The sequence below is a fragment of the Rhodococcus sp. NPDC060176 genome, assembly GCF_042728675.1.
Lineage (GTDB): Bacteria > Actinomycetota > Actinomycetes > Mycobacteriales > Mycobacteriaceae > Rhodococcus_F.
The window spans coordinates 250,277-272,266 of sequence record NZ_JBHWYS010000004.1 but is presented as its reverse complement, the minus strand read 5'-3'; the positions used below and the strand labels follow the sequence as shown (position 1 = coordinate 272,266).

Annotated in this window: 11 protein-coding genes; 3 read left to right on the top strand and 8 right to left on the bottom strand. The window is 64.5% G+C overall.

The window, feature by feature from the left end:
* Nucleotides 1-82 precede the first annotated feature (82 nt).
* Nucleotides 83-3,337 carry an arabinosyltransferase domain-containing protein gene (locus ACFWEM_RS20815; RefSeq protein WP_378537156.1) on the top strand — a complete coding sequence of 1,085 codons (3,255 nt, stop codon included), beginning with the start codon at nucleotides 83-85 and terminating at the stop codon, nucleotides 3,335-3,337.
* A gap of 73 nt (nucleotides 3,338-3,410) precedes the next feature.
* Nucleotides 3,411-6,713 (top strand): arabinosyltransferase domain-containing protein, encoded by a 3,303-nt coding sequence (locus tag ACFWEM_RS20810; protein WP_378536547.1) that lies wholly within the window; start codon nucleotides 3,411-3,413, stop codon nucleotides 6,711-6,713.
* Here ACFWEM_RS20810 and ACFWEM_RS20805 read toward each other — a convergent pair.
* A complete protein-coding gene (locus ACFWEM_RS20805; protein ID WP_378536545.1) occupies nucleotides 6,710-7,660 on the bottom strand; it encodes a DMT family transporter in 951 nt (316 codons plus the stop codon). The two genes, ACFWEM_RS20810 and ACFWEM_RS20805, sit on opposite strands and share 4 nt — an antisense overlap.
* A 73-nt stretch (nucleotides 7,661-7,733) precedes the next feature.
* Here ACFWEM_RS20805 and ACFWEM_RS20800 point away from each other — a divergent pair, with 73 nt between their 5' ends.
* A complete protein-coding gene (locus ACFWEM_RS20800; protein ID WP_007731813.1) occupies nucleotides 7,734-8,645 on the top strand; it encodes a LysR family transcriptional regulator in 912 nt (303 codons plus the stop codon).
* Here ACFWEM_RS20800 and ACFWEM_RS20795 read toward each other — a convergent pair.
* The 7 genes from ACFWEM_RS20795 to ACFWEM_RS20765 form a co-directional block, all read right to left on the bottom strand.
* Nucleotides 8,642-10,183 carry an acyl-CoA carboxylase subunit beta gene (locus ACFWEM_RS20795; RefSeq protein WP_378445549.1) on the bottom strand — a complete coding sequence of 514 codons (1,542 nt, stop codon included), beginning with the start codon at nucleotides 10,181-10,183 and terminating at the stop codon, nucleotides 8,642-8,644. The two genes, ACFWEM_RS20800 and ACFWEM_RS20795, sit on opposite strands and share 4 nt — an antisense overlap.
* Nucleotides 10,180-15,141, bottom strand: coding sequence for a polyketide synthase Pks13 (gene pks13 / locus ACFWEM_RS20790; protein WP_378536542.1), 4,962 nt, complete (start codon nucleotides 15,139-15,141; stop codon nucleotides 10,180-10,182). The genes ACFWEM_RS20795 and pks13 overlap by 4 nt, the downstream gene beginning before the upstream one ends.
* Nucleotides 15,142-15,178: 37 nt before the next feature.
* Entirely contained in the window at nucleotides 15,179-17,068 is a 1,890-nt protein-coding gene (gene fadD32, locus ACFWEM_RS20785) for a long-chain-fatty-acid--AMP ligase FadD32 (RefSeq protein ID WP_378536540.1), read from the bottom strand.
* A gap of 182 nt (nucleotides 17,069-17,250) precedes the next feature.
* The gene (locus ACFWEM_RS20780) at nucleotides 17,251-18,246 is read right to left on the bottom strand and encodes an LLM class F420-dependent oxidoreductase (protein ID WP_378536538.1); all 996 of its coding nucleotides are present in this window, start codon (nucleotides 18,244-18,246) and stop codon (nucleotides 17,251-17,253) included.
* 221 nt (nucleotides 18,247-18,467) lie between these two features.
* Nucleotides 18,468-19,421, bottom strand: a complete 954-nt coding sequence (locus ACFWEM_RS20775; RefSeq protein ID WP_378536536.1) for a cutinase family protein — start codon at nucleotides 19,419-19,421, stop codon at nucleotides 18,468-18,470.
* 9 nt (nucleotides 19,422-19,430) lie between these two features.
* A complete protein-coding gene (locus tag ACFWEM_RS20770; RefSeq protein WP_378536534.1) occupies nucleotides 19,431-19,982 on the bottom strand; it encodes a DUF732 domain-containing protein in 552 nt (183 codons plus the stop codon).
* Between the two features lie 106 nt (nucleotides 19,983-20,088).
* Entirely contained in the window at nucleotides 20,089-21,972 is a 1,884-nt protein-coding gene (locus ACFWEM_RS20765; RefSeq protein ID WP_378536532.1) for an alpha/beta hydrolase-fold protein, read from the bottom strand.
* Nucleotides 21,973-21,990: the final 18 nt, after the last annotated feature.

Sequence of the window (21,990 nt, the reverse complement as noted above, 5' to 3'; positions counted from 1 at the left end):
GTAGTTCTCTCAGGATGTGCGGGCCCACACTCGCCTAACATCGTTCCTTGTGCCGTCTGAAGTAGTAGTGCCCCCGAAACCCGTGCCCACTGGCCCCGAAGCTCCCCGAGAATCGGATTCCCAGAGAGTCCGGACGGCACGACTCATCGCGATAGTCACCGGCCTTCTGGGCCTGCTTCTTGCACTTGCGACGCCGTTCCTGCCTGTCAAGCAGGAAGCCGCAAGCATCGACTGGCCGCAGGGTGGGACCGTCAACAGCGTTTCGTCGCCGCTGATCTCCTACTCGCCCACATCGCTCGACATCAGCATCCCCTGTTCCACCCTCGGCCAGTTGGGCGGCAGCGGCGGCACACTGCTCTCGACCATGCCGAACGGGGCGCCGGACCGAAACGCACGCGGCCTCACCGTCCGCACCACTGCCGACCGCCTCGAAGCACTCACTCGCGATTCGGTTCTGATCTCAGCTCCGCTCGATCAACTCGGCGGATGCACCGCGCTCACCATCACGACCAACTCCGAGCAGACCGTCGCGGCCGTCACCGGTGTCGACGGCGTCGGCACCACCCTGACCGGCGACTACCGCCCACAGGTTGTCGGCATCTTCACCGACTTGCAGGGCGCAGCGCCCGCCGGACTGTCCGCCCACATGGACGTCGACTCCCGGTTCTCGTCCAGCCCCACATTTCTCAAACTGTTCGCGATGATCGTCGCGGCACTCTCGACCATCGTCTCGCTGTACGCACTGCACCGGATCGACGGCGTCGACGGCCGTCGTGCGCGGCGGTTCCTGCCGGCGCGATGGTGGAAGTTCACCGGCATCGACGCCCTGGTGATCGGCACGCTGGCTCTGTGGCATGTGTTCGGCGCCAACACTTCCGACGACGGTTACCTGCTCGGCATGGCCCGAGTCTCGGAGCACTCCGGGTACATGGCCAACTACTTCCGCTGGTTCGGAGTCCCCGAAGCGCCGTTCGGTTGGTACTACGACGTGCTGGCACTGTTCGCGAAGGTCAGCACCGCGAGCATGTGGATGCGCCTGCCCGCGTTGATCGCCGGCATTCTGTGCTGGATGGTCATCAGCCGCGAGGTGATCCCGCGACTCGGGGTTGCGGTGCGCCGCAACAAGGTTGCCATCTGGACTGGCGGGCTCGTGTTCCTGGCCTTCTGGTTGCCGTACAACAACGGCCTGCGTCCCGAGCCCATCATCGCCCTCGGCGCTCTGCTCACCTGGTGCTCCATCGAACGCGCGATCGCCACCGGACGACTGTTGCCCGCCGCGATGGCAGTGCTGATCGCCGCATTCTCATTGGCCGCCGGCCCTTCCGGGCTGATCGCGATCGGCGCGTTGATCGCCGGCGCCCGGCCGATCCTGCAGATCCTGATCGCCCGTGGCAAACGCGTCGGCTTCCTGTCTCAGATCATGCCGATCCTCGCGGCCGGAACCGTGGTTCTCGTCGCGGTCTTCGCAGATCAAACCCTCGCGACAGTTCTCGAGTCGACGAGGGTGCGAACGGCCGTCGGGCCGAACGTTCCGTGGTTCGAGGAACGGTTGCGTTGGGACGCATTGATGACCATCTCCCCCGACGGTTCGTTGGCGCGCCGCTTCGGCATGTTCGTCATGATTGTCGGGCTCGTCTTCTGCGTCATGATGATCCTGCGCAAGGGCCGGATCCCGGGCACCGCGATCGGGCCGTCGCGCCGGATCCTCGGCATCGTGTTCGCGTCACTGCTCCTGATGCAGTTCACCCCCACCAAGTGGACTCACCACTTCGGTGTGTACGCCGGTCTGGCCGCCACGGTTGCCGTGCTCGCCGCCGTCGGCGTGAGTGCGTCGAGCATGCGTTCGAAACGAAACCGCGCGCTGTTCGCCGCGGGCATCCTGTTCATCCTCGCTGTGGCGTTCACCAGCTCCAACGGCTGGTGGTACGTCTCGAGTTACGGCGTCCCGTGGTGGGACAAGCCGCCGTCAATCGCCGGCAAGGGATTCTCGACGGCCTTCCTCGGTCTGACGATCCTCGCGCTCCTGTTAGCCGCGTGGTACCACGTCATGGAGCCGCGCGAGCGAAACGGAGCGGAGGACAGCGTCAAGAAGACAAGGCGACTCCGCCTTCTCGCCCCGTCACCGTTGACCATCGCCGCCGGAGCCGTAGTGCTGTTCGAGGTGCTGTCCCTACTCAAGGGCGCGGTTGCTCAGTACCCCGCGTATTCGATCGGCAAGTCCAACATCGAATCGGTCTTCGGCGGAAGCTGCGGTCTCGCGGGCGAGGTACTCGTGGAGTCCGATCCGAACGCCGGCGTTCTGCAATTGACGGATCGGCCCACCGATCTCGCCGGCGCGGGTGCGTTCGGCGCGAGTGAGTCGACCGGATTCTCGCCGGACGGAGTCGCCGGCGACCTCACGGCCGACGCCGAAGATTCGACGGCAGGCAGTGCAAACAGCCTCGACACCTCGACCTCGCAGTCCGGCACCACCACGCCGGGAACCGGATCCGGCACCGCCGGTGGCTCGCAGTCGACGGCGGGCGTCAACGGCAGCAATGTCGCGCTCCCGTTCGGGCTCGACCCCGCAAAAACCCCGGTGCTCGGTAGTTACGGGGCTGCGCAGGCTGCTGCGCTGACCACCGGTTGGTACTCACTGCCCGAGCGCAACGACGCCGCACCGCTCCTGACCGTCGCGGCCGCCGGACGCATCCGCTACGTCAACTCCGACGGCATCGTCACCCCCGGTGCGGTCCTGCAGGTCGAGTACGGCAAGAAGCAGGCAGATGGGAGCGTCGACGCACTGGGACGTGTCGATCCGATCGACATCGGCCCGTCGCCGTCGTGGCGCAACCTGCGCGTTCCGATGGATCAGCTGCCCGCCGACGCCGACACCGTGCGTCTGGTGGCCAGTGACACCGACATCAGTGCCGACCAGTGGCTGGCGGTCACACCGCCACGAGTGCCGACCATGCGCACCCTGCAGGACGTCGTCGGATCCACCGATCCCGTGCTGATGGACTGGGCTGTCGGTCTGGCCTTCCCGTGCCAACGTCCGGTGGATCACCTGTACGGCGTCGCCGAGATCCCCGACTGGCGCATCCTGCCCGACCGCATCGGCGCGGAGTCCACCAACGCCTGGCAGGACCACTACGGCGGCGGGCCGCTCGGCTGGACTACCGAACTGCTCTCGGCCAGGGCATTGCCGACCTATCTGGACAACGACTGGGATCGTGACTGGGGTTCGCTCGAGCAGTACACACCGCTCGATTCGGACGCAGTTCCCGCGCAAATGAACGTCACCACCGAGACGCGTTCTGGCACCTGGACGCCGGGCCCGATTCGTTACCAGTCGTAACTGTTACGCGTGGACCTACCAACCACCTGGGCACGGTAGGTCCACGCTCAGCCCTGACATACCATCGGTAGCCGTGCCCGACGCAGTGACAGCTTCACCTCAGACTTCGAGTTCGCCGCCTCCTGCTGGTCAGGATGCCCGCGAGCGTTTCCATCGCACTCGATGGGTTGCGATCATCGCCGGCTTGCTCGGCTTCGTGCTCGCACTGGCAACTCCGCTGCTTCCCGTCGTACAGACGACGGCGTCGGTCAACTGGCCGCAGAACGGCGTGATCGGCGACGTCGAGGCACCTCTGATGGCGCAGGTTCCCATCGACGTCAACGCGTCGATCCCCTGCACCGCGGTCAGCGCACTGCCCGAGGGCGGCGGCATCTTGCTGTCGACGGCACCTGCACAGGGCGACGGCGCGGCACTCTCGTCGATGTTCGTCCGGGTGTCCGCGACCAGCGTCGACGTGCTCGATCGCAACGTCGTCGTCGCTTCGGCGGCGCGCGAGGACGTCGAGTCGAGTCGCTGCGGCGCCATCGCGTTCAGCTCGGACGTCAACCGGACCACCGCAGAGTTCGTCGGACTGAACTATCCCGACGGCAACCCGGTTCGTGGTCAGCTCGACGGTGACTTCCGCCCGCAGGTGGTCGGTGTCTTCAGCGACCTGCCCGACGGCGCTGCCCCCGAGGGCCTCGGCTTCTCGATGACAATCGACTCACGTTTCTCGTCGAGCCCCAGTGCCTTGAAGCTGGTCGCGATGATCGTGGCCGTCCTCTCGACCATCGTCGCTCTGGTCGCCCTGGCCCGCCTCGACGGCACCGACGGACGCAAGCACCGCCGCTTCCTGCCCGCACGCTGGTGGAAGTTCTCCGGCATCGACGGGGTTGTGGTCGGAACGCTGGTCGTCTGGCACTTCATCGGCGCGAACACCGCCGACGACGGTTACCTCCTCACCATGGCCCGAGTCTCGCCGGACGCGGGATACATGGCCAACTACTTCCGTTGGTTCGGTGTTCCCGAGGCCCCGTTCGGTTGGTACTACGAAGTGCTGGCCGTGATGGCGAAGATCTCGACCGCGAGCCCGTTCATGCGTCTGCCCGCTCTGCTCGCGGGAATCCTGTGCTGGATGGTCATCAGCCGCGAGGTCGTCCCGCGTCTCGGCCGGGCGGTTCGGCGGAGCAACGTCGCCCTCTGGACCGGCGGGCTGGTGTTCCTGTCCTTCTGGTTGGCGTACAACAACGGTCTTCGCCCCGAGCCCATCGTGGCTCTCGGCGCACTGCTCACCTGGTGCTCCATCGAGCGCGCCATCGCCACCGGACGCCTTTTCCCTGCGGCGACCGCGATCTTGATCGGCGCCTTCACTCTTGCCGCGGCGCCCACCGGATTGATGTGTATCGCAGCCCTTCTCGCCGGTGTGCGCCCATTGGTGCGCATCGTCGTCAAGCGTCACCGGCTGGTCGGCACACTGCCGCTTCTCGCTCCGATCGCCGCCGCCGGAACCATCGTGCTGGTGGTCATCTTCGCCGATCAGACCTTCGCCGGCGTCATGGAAGCCACCCGCGTCCGAACGATCATCGGCCCCAATCTCGAGTGGTATCAGGACTTCCTGCGCTACTACTACCTCTTCGTCCAGACGGTCGACGGCTCGGTTGCCCGACGCTTCGCGTTCTTGACGATGATCCTGTGCCTCTTCACGACGCTCTTCGTGTTGCTGCGCCGCGGCCGCGTCCCCGGCGCCGCGACAGGTCCGTCGTGGCGCCTTGTCGGCGTCGTCTTCGGCACGATGTTCCTGATGATGTTCAACCCCACCAAGTGGACTCACCACTTCGGTGCGTACGCGGGCATCGCCGGTTCTCTCGCCGCGCTGACGGCCGTCGCCGTGTCCGCGTCGGCCCTGCGCTCGCGTCGTAACCGATCGGTGTTCGTGGCCGGACTGCTCCTGATGCTGGCGTTGACGTTCGCCGGCATCAACGGCTACTGGTACGTCTCGAGTTACGGCGTGCCGTGGTTCGACAAGACCATCTCCTACGACGGCCGTGAATCCAACACACTCTTCCTCGCGCTCTTTGCCCTCGCCTTGGCTTTTGCCGCGTGGCAGTACCTGCGTGAGGGATTCGCGGCCCCGCCCGAGAAGCCGAACACGGCCAAGGGCAGACGAATTCGCAAGTTCGCGGCCGCTCCCCTCACCGTGATTGCCGGTCTGATGGTCCTGTTCGAGGTGCTCTCGCTACTCAAGGGTGCAGTGTCGCAGTACCCGGCGTACTCGCTGGGCCGAAGCAACATCGAGGCACTCGCGGGCAAGACCTGCGGCATGGCCGAGGACGTACTGGTCGAGACCGACGTCAATTCCGGGAATCTGCGGCCACTGACCGCTCCCGGATTCAACGCCGAGGATCCGCTGTCCGGAGTTGATTCGAAGGGCTTCTCCCCCAATGGAGTTCCCAGCGATCTGACTGCGGATTACATCGAGGTCAAGCAGGGCATGGGCAATACCGACAACCAGAGTGTCGGCCCCAGCTTCGCCACCGGCTCCGGCGCCGGAACCAGCGGCGGCACCGGCAACGTCGGCGTCAACGGCAGCACGGCCAAGCTCCCCTTCGGTCTCGATCCTTCGAAGACGCCGGTCATGGGCAGCTACCAGCCCGGCGTGCAGGAACCCGCTTCCCTCATCTCGAGTTGGTACGGATTACCCACTCGCAGTGAGGAATCACCGTTGGTGGTCATGTCCGTCGCCGGGCGCGTGTGGTCCGTCGACAACACCGGAGCCATCACGTACGGCCAGTCACTGCTGGTCGAGTACGGCAAGACTCAGCCCGACGGAACCGTGCAGGTTCAGGGTTCGTACATGCCGCGAGACATCGGACCCGCACCGTCGTGGCGCAACGTCCGTATCCCGATCGACGAACTCGCGCCGGACGCCGACGCCGTACGGGTGGTTGCGTTCGATCCCAACCTCACGGGCGATCAGTGGATGGCATTCACCCCACCGCGCGTGCCCAAGCTCGAGTCCCTGAACTCGTACATCGGCAACGAGCAGCCGGTTCTCCTGGACTGGGCTGTCGGCCTTCAGTTCCCGTGTCAACGTCCGTTCACACATCAGAACGGCGTGGCCGAGATGCCGAACTTCCGTATCCTCCCGGATCGCCCCCTGGCCGTCAGTTCCACCGACACCTGGCAGTCCGCGGACAACGGCGGCCCGCTCGGGTTCACCGAGGTCATTGCCGGTGCGACGACGGTTCCGACGTACCTGAAGGACGACTGGGCGCGGGACTGGGGATCACTCGAGCGCTACGACCGGTACTTCCCGAATGCTGTTCCGGCAGAGGTGGAGACGGGGACCGCAACCCGCTCGGGCATGTGGATGCCCGGCGAGATGCGGGTGCACTAGCCGGCACTACCTACTCGGGGGACTGCTCGGGTGCGACGTACGGAGACGGCCGAGACCGCTCCGACAACGATGACGCACCCGAGCAGCTGCCCGACACCGGGCCTTTCGCCGAGCAGCACAACCGCCAGTAGTACGGCGAGTACAGGTTGCATGAGCAAAAGCGTCGCGCCCACCTCGGCGGGAAGCCGAGGGAGCGAGTGCCCCATCAGCATCCAGCCGAACACCTGGCCGACCAGCGCCAGTGCCGCGAGCCAGCCGAACGCTTCCCAACCCGGGACGAAATCGATCCGGCCCCACAGTGATCCGATGACGGAGCCGGCGATGCCCGCGGACGTCGTCGAGATCAACACCTGGCTCGCTGCCCGATCCGCCTCGCCCGTACGGCCGACCACGAAGATGTAGCCGCCGTAGGCGATTCCGGAGACGAGCGAGAGCGCCGTTCCCCACAGCAAGTCGTCGCCGGTTTCCCCACCCCCGAACACGCCGCCCGCCAGGGCAATTCCCGTGAACATGAACGGTAGGGCAAAAACGAAGCGCATCGGAACCCGATTACCGAACACCAACCAGGACAGTGTGGGCACCACGATCACCTGCACGTTCACGACGACGCTCGCCATCCCCGCGCCGATCATCAGAATCGACTGCGACCACAACGCAAAATCCAGCCCGAGCAGCAGACCGCCAAGCACCTGCAGAACGACTGCCCGCCGGCTCGGCTTGCCCACCCGGCGGTATTCCCGCCACGCCAACCACGCCAGTGGCGGCAGGGCCAGGAAACAACGGAAGAAAACGGCGGTCGAGGGCCCGACATCGGCCAGCTTGATGAGGAGCGAACTGATCGAGATCGCGGCCGCGCCTCCGACCACCAGCAATCGAGGGTCGATGCGCCCCCGAGGAGTTCGGGTGGGTGTCGGTGTCTGCGCAGTCGCGGAGGTCAGAGTGGTCACTCGGCAATGTTCCTGCCGCTAACTATTCAGCACAAGCAAATGTTCAGACCGTATATTCGGTAGTATTACTACCGTGTTGAATCTCGAAAGACTTCGCGCCCTGCACGCTGTCGCCGAGAACGGATCAGTGGCGGCAGCCGCCCGCACCTTGCATGTCACACCATCCGGAATTTCGCAGCAGTTGAACAAACTCGAGCGCGAAGTCGGTGTTCCGCTCCTCGAACCACAGGGCCGCGGTGTGCGGCTCACCGAAGCCGGCCGGATCCTCGCGCGCCGAACCGCAGAGGTTCTCTCGACGCTCGCCCAGGCCGAGGCGGAAATCGCGTCGCTGCAGAGCGAGGTGACGGGCCGCGTGCGTATCGGCGCCCTGGTCTCCCCCAGCAGGACGGTGCTGCCGCGAGCCATCGCCGAGATCAGGCATGCGCACCCCCAGCTCGAAATCACCTTCAACGAAGGCGAATCCGAAGAACTGCTCCCCGCACTGATTCGCCGCGACCTCGACGTCGTGGTGGTCGACAGTTGGAGCACTCTGCCCGTCGAACTTCCCGACGGACTCTCCTTCACTCCCGTGTACGACGACGTGGCTCTGCTCGCTCTCCCCGCGTCGCATCCGCTGGCGGAGAACAAGGTTGTCGCGCTCAGCGAGCTGTCCGAGCACGCCTGGGCGACGTGGACGCGGGGAACGGACTTTCACACGTTCACCGTCAGGACTCTGCGCGCGCAGGGGTTCGACCCTCGAATCGAGTACGAGGTCGCCGAGTTTCCCACCCAGGTCGAATTCGTCGCTCAGGGCCTCGCTGTCGCTTTGATCCCGCGACTGGCGAGAGTTGTACCACCGGAAGGTGTTCGAATGCTCGACACTGTTCCGCCGCTCGGCCGAGACATCTACCTGGCCTGGCGGACAGACAGCGAAAGGCCGGCCGTCCTGGCGGCGATAGAAGCGCTACGCCGCCAGTTCGACGCCCTCGGTGACAAGAAGAATTAGAGCGGCATCAAGTTGTGCTTGCGCGGGTTCTTGAAGATCGTCTTGTCCTTGAGCAACTTCAGAGCCTTGCGGATTTCGAGACGCGTCTGCGAAGGCTCGATCACCGCGTCGATGTATCCGCGCTCAGCCGCGATGTACGGCGTCGCGACGAACTCGTTGTAGAAGTTGATCAGCTGAGCACGCACCGCGGGTGCGTTCTCGCCCGCCTCGGCGAGCTGACGACGTCCCATGATGTTGACGGCACCCTCGGCACCCATCACGGCGATACGTGCCGTCGGCCACGCGAGGTTGATGTCGGCACCGAGCTGCTTGCAACCCATGACGGCATAACCGCCGCCGTACGCCTTGCGAACCACCACCGTCACCTTCGGCACAGTGGCTTCGATGTACGCGAACAGGAAACGCCCGCCACGCTTGATGACGCCGACCTTTTCCTGATCGACGCCGGGAAGGAAGCCCGGTGTGTCGACGACAAAAACGAGCGGGATGCTGAAAGCGTCGCACAGGCGCACAAAATGGGCAGCCTTGTCGGAGCTGTCTGCATCGAGGGCACCACTGAGGTACGTGGGCTGGTTGGCCACGACACCGACGGGCAGGCCGTCGACGCGGGAGAACCCGGTGATCACGTTGTGCGCGACCTGGGCTCCGATTTCGTGGAAGGTTCCGTCGTCGAAGATCCGCAGAATGATGTCGTGCATGTCGTAGCCGGCGTTGTCGGCATCCGGCATGAAGGCGTTGAGTTCGAGATCCGACTCGGTGATCTCGGGTTCGAGGCCCGGGTTGATCAGCGGCGCCTTCTCCGTGCACGAGGACGGCATGAAGCTCAGGTACTCGCGGACCCAGTCGAATGCAGCCTTCTCGTCGGGAGCGACGTGATGGATGTTTCCGTACTCCGCCTGCTTGCGTGCTCCGCCCAGATCCTCGAGGCTGACCTCTTCGCCGGTGACCGACTTGATGACGTCGGGTCCGGTGACGAACATGTACGACTCTTCGGTCGCGACCACGACGTCGGTGTTGATCGGTGCGTACACGGCACCGCCGGCGCACTTACCGAGGATGACCGAGATCTGCGGGCAGACGCCGGACAAAGGCTCCTGACGTGAACCCATGTTGGCGTACCAGGCCAATGAGGAAACGGCATCCTGGATTCGAGCTCCACCGGAATCGTTGATACCGACGACCGGGCAACCAACCTTCAGCGCAAAATCGTTGACAGCTGCGACCTTACGGCCGAACATCTCTCCGGCGGCACCGCCGAACACAGTCTGATCGTGCGCGAACACGGCAACCGGCCGCCCCTCGACGGTTCCGTGACCGGTCATGACGCCGTCGCTGTACGGATTGTCCTCGCCCGCCATCTTCACCAGGGCGCCGACCTCGACGAAGCTACCGGGATCGAGCAACATGTCGATGCGCTGGCGCGGCGTACTGTGCCCTGCTGCATCGCGCTTGGCAATGGCCCGAGCCGAGCCGGGTTCCTTTGCCTTCTCCAACTTTTCGCGGAGTTCAGCGAGCTTCTCCGCGGTGGTTGTCGTCACTTCTGAACTCCGGTTTCCGATGCTTTGGTCTGGGCTGTCTCGATCTGGGCCAGCTTTGTGGTGAGGTCTGCCGCGACCTTCGCGATGTACGGCTCGTCGACGATCTGCAGGTGATCCCCACCGATGTAGACGACCTCGAGGTTCTTCACGTAGTCACCCCAACCACCGTCTGCCTTGCGGGTCTTGAATGCAGGCTCCAGCGTCATCAGCTCGTCGTGGTACTTGTCGGCCATGTAGAGCACGACGTCTCCGTCGTAGCTGCTGAACGCGGCAGTCTGGATGGCGCGGTTGTCCAACCAGGACGTCCGCTGATGCTCGATGATGCCGCCGGGAATCTTGGCGCCGCTCATCTTGATCATGTCCATCAAGATCTGGATCTGATCCTCGTCGGCTTCGGTGGAGGCCAGAACGTCAAGCGGCAGCGGAACATCCAGGTTGTAGGTGCGCTTGGCGAACTTGCCGTAGCGCTCCCAACGCTTGCGACGTTCCTCCTCGGTGTCCGGCACGACCTCGCCGGCCATCACGGTGTCGAGAAGTCCGACCACACGCACGTCGGCGCCCTGCTCACGCAACAACTTCGCGACCGCATACGACATCACGCCGCCGAACGACCAGCCGCACAGCACGTACGGCCCGTCACCCTGGATCTCGCGAAGCAGCGGAACGTAGGCAGCAGCGCGGGTTTCGATCGAGCCCTCGACCCGCTCGAACCCGTACATCGGCGTGCCGGCAGGCAGGCGCTTGAGCAAAGGCTCGTACGTCACCGTCGAACCACCGGCAGCATGGAAGACGAATACCGGTACGGCCGTGGAACCTTCAGGACGGGCACGCAGAGTACGAACGAGTCCGTCGATCTTTCCGTCGTCCTCGAGGTACTGGCGAACGACGTCCGCAAGCTCTTCGATGGTGGTGGAGTCGAGAACGTCGTCGAGAGTGATCTCGCCGCCCGCACGCTCGGAAAGCCGAGCAGCAAGCTTCTCGGCGACCTCGTCACCGACGATCGGCAGATCGTTGAAGATGCCCTTGGCCGACTTCCCGGTGACGACGGCCCACGTCGCAAACGTCAAGCGCTCGGCCGCATCTCGCGGCGGAACGTCGGAGCCGGCATCGTCGGCAGTTCCGGCACGCGAAGGATCGGCGGGCGCGGCAGCCGGTACAGCCGCCGCAACGGGAGCAGTGGCAGGTAATTCCGTCGCCACCTCGGCGGGAGCAGCGTCCTCGTCGTCAGCAGCATCGGCCGCCAACTTCTCCGCGGCCTGCTTGTCGGCCATCGCCTGAACCTCTTCGCGATTGTCGATCGCGTAACGCAGGTACTTGTTGACCTCGTTGAGGCTCGCGTCCTTGACTGCTTGGAGCTGGAGCTGAGGAATGTCGAACTCGTACTCGACGCGGTTCTTGATACGCATCGCCATGAGCGAGTCGAGACCCAGTTCGATGAGCGGAACCTCGGCCGGAAGATCCTCCGGCGAGTACCCCATCGACTCGGCGACAACGATCTTGAGGCGGTCGTCGAGGCTCTGCGAACCGTTCGGATCCCACTTGTCTCCGGCGTCTTCGACGACCTCGGCCAGGGTTTCCATCGTTGCGCTGGTCTTGACCGGCGCGCTGACGACCAGCTCGGGCAGCGGCTCACCGGACGTGACGACGGCGTCGAACAGCAGACGGAACGTAGCGCCCTCACGAGCGTGCACCTGCACCGACGCTCCACCCGGGTGCGGGTTGAGTGTCGTCGTCAGGGTCGCGGCACCGGCCAGCTCACCGTGCGGAACAGTGGCGGTCAGAGAGACATCCGAGAGCACCTGTCCGGCAGCAGCGCTCACCAGCACCGCCAGGTCGGTGACGGCGGACGCGTCGACCTCCCACACGTGGCGGCCGTCGGGCAGAGCGACGTGCGAACCGGGAACGCGAGCCGAACCACCGGCACTGACGCGAATGTCGAGCCAGTACGGCTTGCGCACGAACGCGGTACGCGGAACTGATGCGAAATCGCCTGCGGGAAGCAGAGATTCGAGATTCACGGCATGGCCGTGCACGTACAGCTGCGCGAGAGCAGCAAGCACACCTGCGGACTCGTCTTCCTTACGCTTGAGCGTCTGGATGAGCTCCATGTCGTGCAGGCCCGAATCGAAAGCAGTGGCCGCCACCGACATCAGCGTCACCGGGTTGGGTGCAAGCTCGACAAAAGTGGTGTGGCCGTGGGCAACTGCACCGCGCACCGCATTGGTGAAGTACACGCTGTGGCGAAGACCCTTGACCCAGTACGCCTCTTGATGGATCGGCTCGTGACCGGGACGGTAGAAGGTGTCCTTGTCGACGGACGAGTAGACGCCGAGCTTCAACGTGGTCGGCTCGATACCGGCCAACTCCGCGGCGAGTTCGCCGAGCAACGGATCTACCTGCGACGTATGGCTGGCGCCCTTGGTCTGCAGGACACGCGCCATCTTGCCGTCGGCCTCGGCGGCAGCGACGATCGCCTCGATGTCCGGCTGCGGTCCACCGATCACCGTGTGCGTCGGAGCTGCGTAAACGCAGACCTCGAGCTTGGGGTACGTGGGCAGCAGCGCCTCGATCTCGGATGCGCTGTACTCGAGCAGTGCCATCAGACGGATGTCGTCACCGACAAGTGCGCCCTCGGCCTCACCCATCAGCCGTGAACGTGAACAGATCACGCGGACAGCGTCTTCCAGGTTCAGACCGCCGGAAACGTACGCGGCAGCGGCCTCACCCATCGAGTGCGGAACCACGGCTTCGGCCTCGGCTCCGTGGTGGCGCAGCAACGCAGCCAGACCGACCTGGATGGTGAAGATTCCCACCTGTGCGGTCTCGACGTTGTACTCGATCGAATCGTCGAGGAACATCTCGACCATCGAGTAACCGGCCTCGTCCTGGATCAGCGCGTCGACCTCGTCGACGGCTGCCTTGAAGGCCGCGTTCTCCGTGTACAACTGCTTGGCCATCTTGCGGTGCTGCGAGCCGAAGCCCGAGAACACCCACACCGCACCCTTGGGCGACGGCGAGTCGGCCGAGAAGACGCCCTGGGCCGGCTTGCCCGCGGCGACAGCGCGCAGCGAGCTGATGGCCTCGGACCGCGTCTTCGCCACAACAGCGGCGCGCGAGCGTCCGTGGTTGCGACGCGAAAGTGTGCGGGCGACGTCGGCGAGGGGCGTCTTGCTTCCCTCTTCGGTCTCGAGCCAGTCGGCCAGATCGGCAGCTGCGCGGCGACGACGCGAAGGCAGCGCGCCGGACACGGCCAGCACAACCGTGATCTCGTCCTCTGCTGCCGGTTCGTCCACGACCGGGGCATCCACAACCGGTTCTTCGACGACGGCGTCGGCAGGCACGTATTCCTTAACCACGACGTGGGCGTTGGTTCCGCCGAAACCGAAGCCGGAAACACCGGCGACGGCCTTACCGGTGTAACGCGGCCAGTCGGTGGCCTCGGGCGTCACCTGCAGGTGCGCCTTCTCGAAGTCGATGTGCGGGTTGGGGCCCAGGTAGTTGATCGTCGCGGGAATCTTGTTTTCCTGCATCGCCAGAACGACCTTGATCAGGCCGGCGGCGCCTGCAGCTGCTTCCAGGTGCCCGAAGTTGGTCTTCGCGCTGCCGAGCAGTGCCGGCTTGTCGTCGTCACGGCCACGACCGACGACCCGGCTGAGAGCGTCGGCCTCGATGGGATCACCGAGATCGGTGCCCGTTCCGTGGGCCTCGATGTAGTCGACGGTGGTCGGCACGATGCCGGCGTCGCGGTACGCAAAACGCAACACGTCGGCCTGGGCGTCAGGGTTGGGCGCGAGCAGACCGTTGGAACGGCCGTCCTGGTTGATCGCGGATCCGGCGATCACCGCCAGGATGGAATCGCCGTCACGCTCGGCGTCTTCGAGGCGCTTGAGCACAACGAGTCCACCACCCTCGCTGCGAACGATTCCCTGAGCCTGAGCGGAGAAGGCACGCAGTTTGCCGTCGGGAGCGAGCATCCCGGTCTGATCGAAACCGAGGGTTCCGGGAGGGGCCAGCAGCATGTTGACGCCACCGGCCAGCGCGATGTTGGAATCGCCGCTGCGCAGCGAGCGCACAGCCTCGTGAACGGCAACCAGCGAAGACGAGCACGCGGTGTCCAGAGCGATGGACGGTCCACGGAAGTCGAAGAAGTACGAGACCCGGTTCGCGACGATGGCCGTCGACGTTCCGGTCAGCGCATACGGGTGCGCCGTCGTCGGATCACTGACCGCGAGCAGCTGGTAGTCGTTGGCGGAACTGCCGATGAAAACACCGACCTGCTTGCCCTTGAGCCCACTTGCCGGAATGCGAGCGTGCTCGAGTGCTTCCCACGCGAGTTCGAGAGCGAGGCGTTGCTGCGGATCGACGTTGACGACCTCGAGCGGAGACATCGCGAAGAACTCGGCGTCGAAACCCTTGACGTCGTCGAGGTACCCGCCCTTGGTGTTCGCGTTCTCGACCGCGGCCTTGATGGCGGGATCGGACATGAACTCGGCCCAGCGGTCCTCGGGGAGGTCGCTGATGCCGTCGCGTCCGGCCGCCAGCATTTCCCACATGTCCGAAGGCGTGTGCCCGGCACCGGGGAATCGTGTGGAGAGTCCGACGATGGCGATGTCGTGAGCGTCCGTCGCGGCGCCTGAGACGTAGTACGACGCGTCGATGGTCTCCTCCGGCGCCTCGGGCTCACCTTCGATGATCCGAGTCGCCAGCGAAGCGATGGTGGGATGTTGGTAGGCAACCGTGGCGGTCAGCGTGACGCCGAGCAGATCCTCGATGTCACCGCTCAGCGCAACTGCGTCGCGTGAAGCGAGCCCGAACTCTTCCATCGGGCGGTCGTCCGTGATCGTCGACACCGGCTGACCGGTCGCGTTGGCGATCCAGTTGCGAAGCCACTCACGCAACTGCGCGACACTCATCTCGCTCACAACGTCTTTGCTCTGCGCACCATCTTGTTCAACCATCAACTCACCAAGCCACCGATCATGAAGGGACTGCTCCTCAAACGCTATCGGGGAACGCGGTCTGCTGATAGCCGCCTCGCAACGTTCCCTCGATATAGCTCGCTTTACACGCGCGGCGAGCGATCTTGCCGCTGGACGTACGCGGAATCGAACCGGCAGGAACGAGCAGGATGTCTCGGGCCGTGACGCCGTGACGGGAAGAAATCGCCGCACGCACGGTGTCCGCGATCGGCTGCGGATCCGCCTTGCCTGCACCAGGAGCGCGCTCGGCCACGATGACCAGCTGCTCCGAGGAATCGTCGTCGTCGAACTTCAGACCCGAATGCGTGTTGGAGAACACGACAGAAGGCAACTGGTTGGCCGGTACGGCAAACGCAGCGATGAATCCGGGACGCAGAGCCGGGCTGGCTTCCTGAGCCGAAGACTCGAGGTCCTGCGGGTAGTGATTGCGGCCGTCGACGATCACGAGGTCCTTGACGCGCCCGGTGATGTACAGCTCGCCGTCGACGTAGACGCCGAAGTCGCCGGTACGCATCCAGTTGGCATCCGCCGGTGTGCCCTCGGTGTGGCTGTCTTCGCTCAACCGATTGTCCAGCTTGTTGTGGAAGGTCTCGGCCGTCTCGTCGGGGCGTCCCCAGTAGCCGATACCGATGTTCTCGCCGTGCAACCAGATCTCGCCGACGTGATTGTCGGGGACCTCGGTCAGCGTCTCGGGATCGACGATCGCCGCCCACTGACTGCGCGAGACGTATCCACAGGAGACCTGCGCGATCGCGTTCTCGGAGTACTGGTCGACGATGACCATGCGGCCCTTGTTGAGCTCCGTGCGGTCGACGTAGATGACCTTGGCCTCGTCGGAATGCTTGGTCGAGGAGACGAAGAGCGTCGCTTCGGCCATGCCGTACGACGGCTTGATCGCAGTCTTGGGCAGACCGTACTGAGCAAAAGCCTCGTTGAACTTGCGCATCGACGACGTCGTGACCGGCTCACTGCCGTTGATCAGTCCGATGACGTTGCTCAGGTCGAGGGTCTCGCCGTCCTTCGGCAGACCGCGCGCGGCGGCATGCTCGAACGCGAAGTTGGGAGCAGCAGCAAAGGTGCCGGCGCCGTCGGACACCGCAGCAAGTTCCTTGATCCACCGGTACGGCCGCTGCACGAAAGCGCGCGGGCTCATGATGGTGATGTACTTGCCGCCCAGAGCAGGCAGGATGACCGTCAGCAGGCCCATGTCGTGGAACAGCGGCAGCCACGTGACGCCGCGTGAGTCCTCGTTGAGCTCGATGGAATCGACCATCTGGAGCGCGTTCGTTCCCACAGCGCGGTGGGTGATCTCCACTCCGGCGGGAACTCGGGTCGAACCGGAGGTGTACTGCAGGTACGCGATGTCGTCGAGCTCGATGTCGGGGCGAACCCACGTTTCACCGACGGTGTCGGGAATCGCGTCGACGGCGATGATGCGCGGTCGCTCGGCAGCGGGAAGCGAGCGGAACAACTGACGAACACCGGCTGCCGACGAAGCGGCAGTCAGAATCGCGGTCGGCTTGCAGTCACCGAGAACAGCGTGGAGACGGTCGCTGTGACCGGGCTCGTCCGGATCGAAGAGCGGCACCGCGATGGAACCGGCCTGAATGGCCGCGAAGAACGAAATGACGTAGTCGAGCCCCTGCGGCGCAAGAATCGCAACACGGTCCCCGCGCTTGGTGACCTGCTGCAGACGGGCTGCAACAGCCCGCAGACGCACACCGAACTGCTCCCAGGTCAGCTCCAGGGCTTCACCGTCACGCTCGCGTGAGTAATCGATGTACCGATACGCGAGCTCGTCCGCGTTGACACGCGAGTGTTGCTCGACGTAGTCGACCAGCGTGAAGCCTGGTTGCAGGCGGATCTGGCCCTTCTCGTCGAGAAAGCCATCGAACAGCGCGTTCATTCCATCTCCTCCGAAGCGATCACACAAGCACTGTCCTTCATGCCTGCGCCCCAGACTTCCTTCGCTCTCTCGGGTCCATCTTCGATCAATCGAATCGCACTTTGTGCGCAACTCACCTGAATCACTTCATCGATCCCAAACCATCGATATGTTACAGATTCGCATCGTCCGTATTCTCCGGCCTACTCGCCCGCCAGTAACGGGATGATCGGGGCGAACGCTTCCATCTGCGTCGGGAAGACCCCGACGTACGACATCGACGTCTTTTCGCGGACCAGTCGAATCTGGTCTGCGATTTCCTCGAAAGTGCCCACAGCCAGGTAGGGAGAGTTCAGCAACTCCTCCACGCTCAGCTTACGATCCACTTCGATGTTCGGCGGAAAACCTTGGTCCAGAGCGGCGATTGCCATCTCGGCAGCCTGCTCTCGATCGTCGGTGATCATGATCATGGTGATGGTCCAGTTGAGTTCGATCTCATCGAAACGCTCGCCGGCGGCTTCGCGGATCCGCTCGACACGTTCGATGGTCTTTTCCATCGTGATTCCGGAGAGCAGAAGGCGCCCGTCACGGTTGGTCGGTGTGGCGACCGAGATGATGTCCGCGTACTTCGCCGCGAGAGCTAGCATCTTCGGGCCGCCGCCGCCCACGATGATCGGTGGCCGCGGGCCCTGCCGCGGTCGGGGGCTGCCTTTGAGGCCGCGCACCTGATAGTGCGTGCCTTCGAAAGTGCATTCCTGCCCGCGCAGCAGAACGTCGAGAATCTGCAGAGACTCCTCGAGCTTCTCGATACGAACGCCCGGGCTCTCGTAGGCGATGCCGCCCTTGTCGAACTCTTCCTTCATCCAGCCTGCGCCGATTCCGAGTTCGAGTCGACCGCCGGACAGTACGTCGATGGTCGCCGCGTCCTTCGCCAGCACAGCGGGATGACGGAAGCCGTTGGCCAACACGGCGGTGCCGAGACGAATCTTGTCCGTGGCCACCGCGAGCGCTCCGAGAGCGGCGATCGGGCCGACCTGATTACCCAGGTGATCCGGAATCATGAACGAGTCGTAGCCGAGTTCCTCGGCCTTCTGCGCAAGCTTGACGAAACGTCGCGCACCACCCTCTTCGGCGTTGCCCTCGCCACCGGCCGCAAACCGGAATTTGCGTCGGGCATCGCTGCCGTGGGTGGAACTCATATATCGATCTCCTGTGATGGACACGTACGTCGTACTCGAACTAAAAACTCGGACAAACCGAACCTACTCGCCAGTCACTTACGTGACAGCACTGTAGAGGAAGCCCCCGGACCGTGCAGCACTCTACCGGGACCAAACGAGCAGATTACCCGCGAGCGAACTCCCGAGACGCCCGATTGTGACGAATCAACAGTGCGGCGGTGACTCAACTGTGGGGCGGGTCAACTGTGAGGCGGGGTCGGCGCGGCGTCGATCTTCTCCGCAGCCCACTGTGCCATCCACTGGGTGGCCGTCGTGCCGTTCGGATCAACTTGGAAGGAGTTGTACATCGCGTGCACAGGATTGTTGTAGTACTCGAGCAGTCGCGGTGCCGAACTCAACCAGTTCGTCGGATTGAGAGCAGCGGCCGGAGCGTCGCAGATACCGTCACTGGGCGCACAGATCTGATAGGTCCGGTCGTTGAGGTCACCGAAACCGCCAGGCCTCGGGCCGGTCATCGTGAGACCGGGAAGCTTCAGCCCGTTCAGCGACAACTCGGCGCCGACACCGGCAACGCTTGGGCCAACGGTGTTTCCGAACGCCGGATCGCGCCGACCGTCGGCAATCAAGCCGACGCCCAGAACCAGATCGGCAGGCACCGCGCCGCTGCCGTCGCCGATACTCGCTGCGACGTCACCCGCGATCACCGCGCCCTGGGAGAATCCGGTCAGGACGTAGCTCGTGAGCGGGCACTCGGCGTGCCGCTTGATCAGAAAGTCGTTAGTCGCAGCAGTTCCCGCGGCCCGACTGTTGTTGTAGGACTGCTGTCCGTCCGGCGGGATCGCAACCGGATTCGAAAACTGTGCGACATACGGAACGGTGTAGACGTCGGCCCGTGAAGTATCGAACTTCTCCTGCAGAGGACGGGTCACGTTCAGCATCAACGACGCCGGATTGGCCGTCGGGTTGTACGGGTCGTCGGTAGCGCTCGACTCCCACGTACCGGGTATGGCTACCACCTGGACATCGGGGCAACTGGCCGGCTGAGACACCGGAGGCTCCGGGCTCGGCGGGATCGGAGTCGGCGAAGGCACCCGCCCGGCCAGAATGTACCAACCGCCGATCACGACCGCTGCGACCACAAGAATGATCAGCAGCGGGATCAGGCACCCACGACGCTTTCCAGACCTCGCCATTTCCCGCTCCTACTTGCAGTAGGTGGCGTTGGCGACGTCGATGTAGATCTGAGCGTTCGCACCTGCCTGATCGGGAGTGATCTGCTTGCCTTCCGCCGACGCTTCCTGGCCGACGAAGGCGGTCACGAAGGTCAGGACCTCGTCGTCGGTCTGAGGACCGGCAGCGCAGATGTAATTGGCCGTGTTGACGGCGATGCTGCCGTCACCGGCCGGGGTGATGCCCTTCGCCTTCAGTCCGTCGAGGAATTTCTGTGCCTCGGGGCTGACCTCGACGACTGTGGGACCCGGGAAGCCCTCGATGCTCTGCGGCTGTTCCGGCGGCGCGGTGGCCGCGGCTCCCGGACTGGTGGGCGCGGCCGATGCCGTCGTGGTCGCCGCGGCGGACGCAGACGCCGAACCGCTCGAGGACGAAGCCGCAGCGGACGTCGTGGTGACCGGATTGGAGGTTGCAGTGGAGTCGTCACTACCGCACGCGACAAGTGCGCCACCCGTGGCGAGCGCCAGGGCGCCGACCGCGATCGCGCGTGCACAAGTGTTTCGGTTACCCGAGAAAAGCGACATCAATGTCCGTCCTTGCCTTCAGTCGAAAGTCCATCAACAGGTTACGCAACGCACGCGGGCGGGCACCGATCCGTGATCGGGCCCGCCCGTCGTGCACCACTGTGAGTTAGTGAACTTCTGTCTTGTCACCGATCACCGTGATGTAGCCGAACTGGAAGTTCTGCTGGACACCACCGGGAATGTCGAACTTGTCACTGATCGGGAATCCGAGTCGTCCACCTTCGTATCCGACGCTCTTCCAACCGTCGAAGAGCGGGCCGTTCTCGACGGACCAAGCACCGGTGCCGGGGCTCCAGTAGATGTTGCCGCCCTCGAACTCGGTGAAGCGTCCGTTGTCCTTGATCGGAACCTCGTTCGACTTCGGGAATCCGAGCCAGCCGTTCTCCCAGCCGAGTTCGCCGTACTTGCCCATGATCATTCCGAGAACCGCGTGAGTTCCGTTGGCGCTGCTGTACATTGCGCCGATCTCGAATCCCTGGACCTTGCCGGGCTTGCCGGGAGTCGCGATCTCGTCGGCGGTCGGGTAGCCGAGCGGGCCACCTTCCCATCCCTGTGCGGACCACTCGGCGAGGATGTCGCCGCTGACGGGGTGAGCGCCGGTCTGCGGGGTCCAGTAGATGGAGCCGTTCTGGAAGTGGTTGAAGCGTCCGCGTCCGTCGGGCGTACCGAGTTCGGGTGTACGCGGGAAGCCGAGCGGTCCCGCTGCTGCTCCGGCGTTCATGTACGCGCCGGCGATACGACCGGCGACAGGCTGAGCGCCCGTTCCACTGGTGAAGTAGATGCGACCGTTGCGGAAGTCCTGTGCCAGGCCACCCGCGACGCTGTACTCGGGCGTGATGCAGTCGCCGATCCAACCGTTGGCTGCAGCCGTCGCACCGATTTCACCCGACGTGCCGCACGCCGGCTTCTCGACCTCGACGCCGATGGCGTTGGCCAACTGCGGCCACAGCTGATGAAGCTCGAACTGCCAGTACGGCCACGAGTGGGTACCGGACGGGCGGTAGTTGACCTGCGCGGGGATTCCCAGCTGGTTCAGCTTGGTCGCGAAGGTCTGCGAGGTCAGGCGAGCGAGGATCTCGAGGCCCATGCCTGCGTAGTTGGTGCTCACACCGGGAATTCCCGACGGCTGGTCGTACGGGCCGGTCGTACCGCTACCGCTGGAGACGTACAGGCTGACGCCCTTGAGCTTCTCGGCAAGCGCGTACGGATCGTGTGCAGCCCACTGCGCGTTTGACGGCGGTCCCCACATCGCGGCGGAGTTGTATCCACCGGCGTCGGTCATCGCGAACTGGATTGCCTGAGGCATGCCGAGCGAGGTGGTGGTGAGGATGCCGGACAGCGAAGCCGCGAACTTGAAGAAGCCGGGGTTGCGCGCCGTGAGGAACATCGCGGACGTTCCGCCCATCGACAGTCCGACGACTCCGCGCGTCTGCGTGGTGCGCCAGTCCTTTTCGAGGATGGAGGGCAGTTCCTTGGTCAGGAACGTCTCCCACTGGTAGTTCTTGCCGTTGTCGGGCTGGAGCCAGTCGGAGTAGAAGCTGGATTGACCGCCGACGGGAAGAATGACGTTGACGTTCTTGTCGGCGTAGAAGGACTCTGCGTCGGTTTCGTAAGTCCAGGCGTTCTCGTTGTCGGTCGCGCGAAGACCGTCGAGCATCCAGACCGAGGGGAAGCTGGCCGACGGATTGACGTTCCAATCGCGGGCCAAGAGGATCTGCACCTGAATCGGGATGCCCATCGCGGGAGAGTTCACCCACAGCGCGACGCGACGCTCACTGAGCCAGTCGACCTTCGTGACCGCTGCGCCGGTGGGGTTCTGGGTAGCGGCCGGTGCGGCCTGAGCAGGTGCCGGCGCGGCTGCCGCGGTTCCGGCCGTGGTCAAGCCCGCGGCGATCGGCAGAACCAGCATCGCTGCCACTGCGCCGACGACCTTTGTCCGGAAGGTTGCCCGGGACCGGCGACGGTCCTCCGTGGCAAGGCCTACTCGCATGAGCTCACTCTCTTTCCT

What these genes read in the sequence shown, in the direction of transcription:
- pks13 (WP_378536542.1), bottom strand. Translation starts at nt 15,141, where the DNA reads ATGGTTGAACAAGATGGTGCGCAGAGCAAAGACGTTGTGAGCGAGATG.
- fadD32 (WP_378536540.1), bottom strand. Translation starts at nt 17,068, where the DNA reads ATGAACGCGCTGTTCGATGGCTTTCTCGACGAGAAGGGCCAGATCCGC.
- ACFWEM_RS20780 (WP_378536538.1), bottom strand. Translation starts at nt 18,246, where the DNA reads ATGAGTTCCACCCACGGCAGCGATGCCCGACGCAAATTCCGGTTTGCG.
- ACFWEM_RS20775 (WP_378536536.1), bottom strand. Translation starts at nt 19,421, where the DNA reads ATGGCGAGGTCTGGAAAGCGTCGTGGGTGCCTGATCCCGCTGCTGATC.
- ACFWEM_RS20770 (WP_378536534.1), bottom strand. Translation starts at nt 19,982, where the DNA reads ATGTCGCTTTTCTCGGGTAACCGAAACACTTGTGCACGCGCGATCGCG.
- ACFWEM_RS20765 (WP_378536532.1), bottom strand. Translation starts at nt 21,972, where the DNA reads ATGCGAGTAGGCCTTGCCACGGAGGACCGTCGCCGGTCCCGGGCAACC.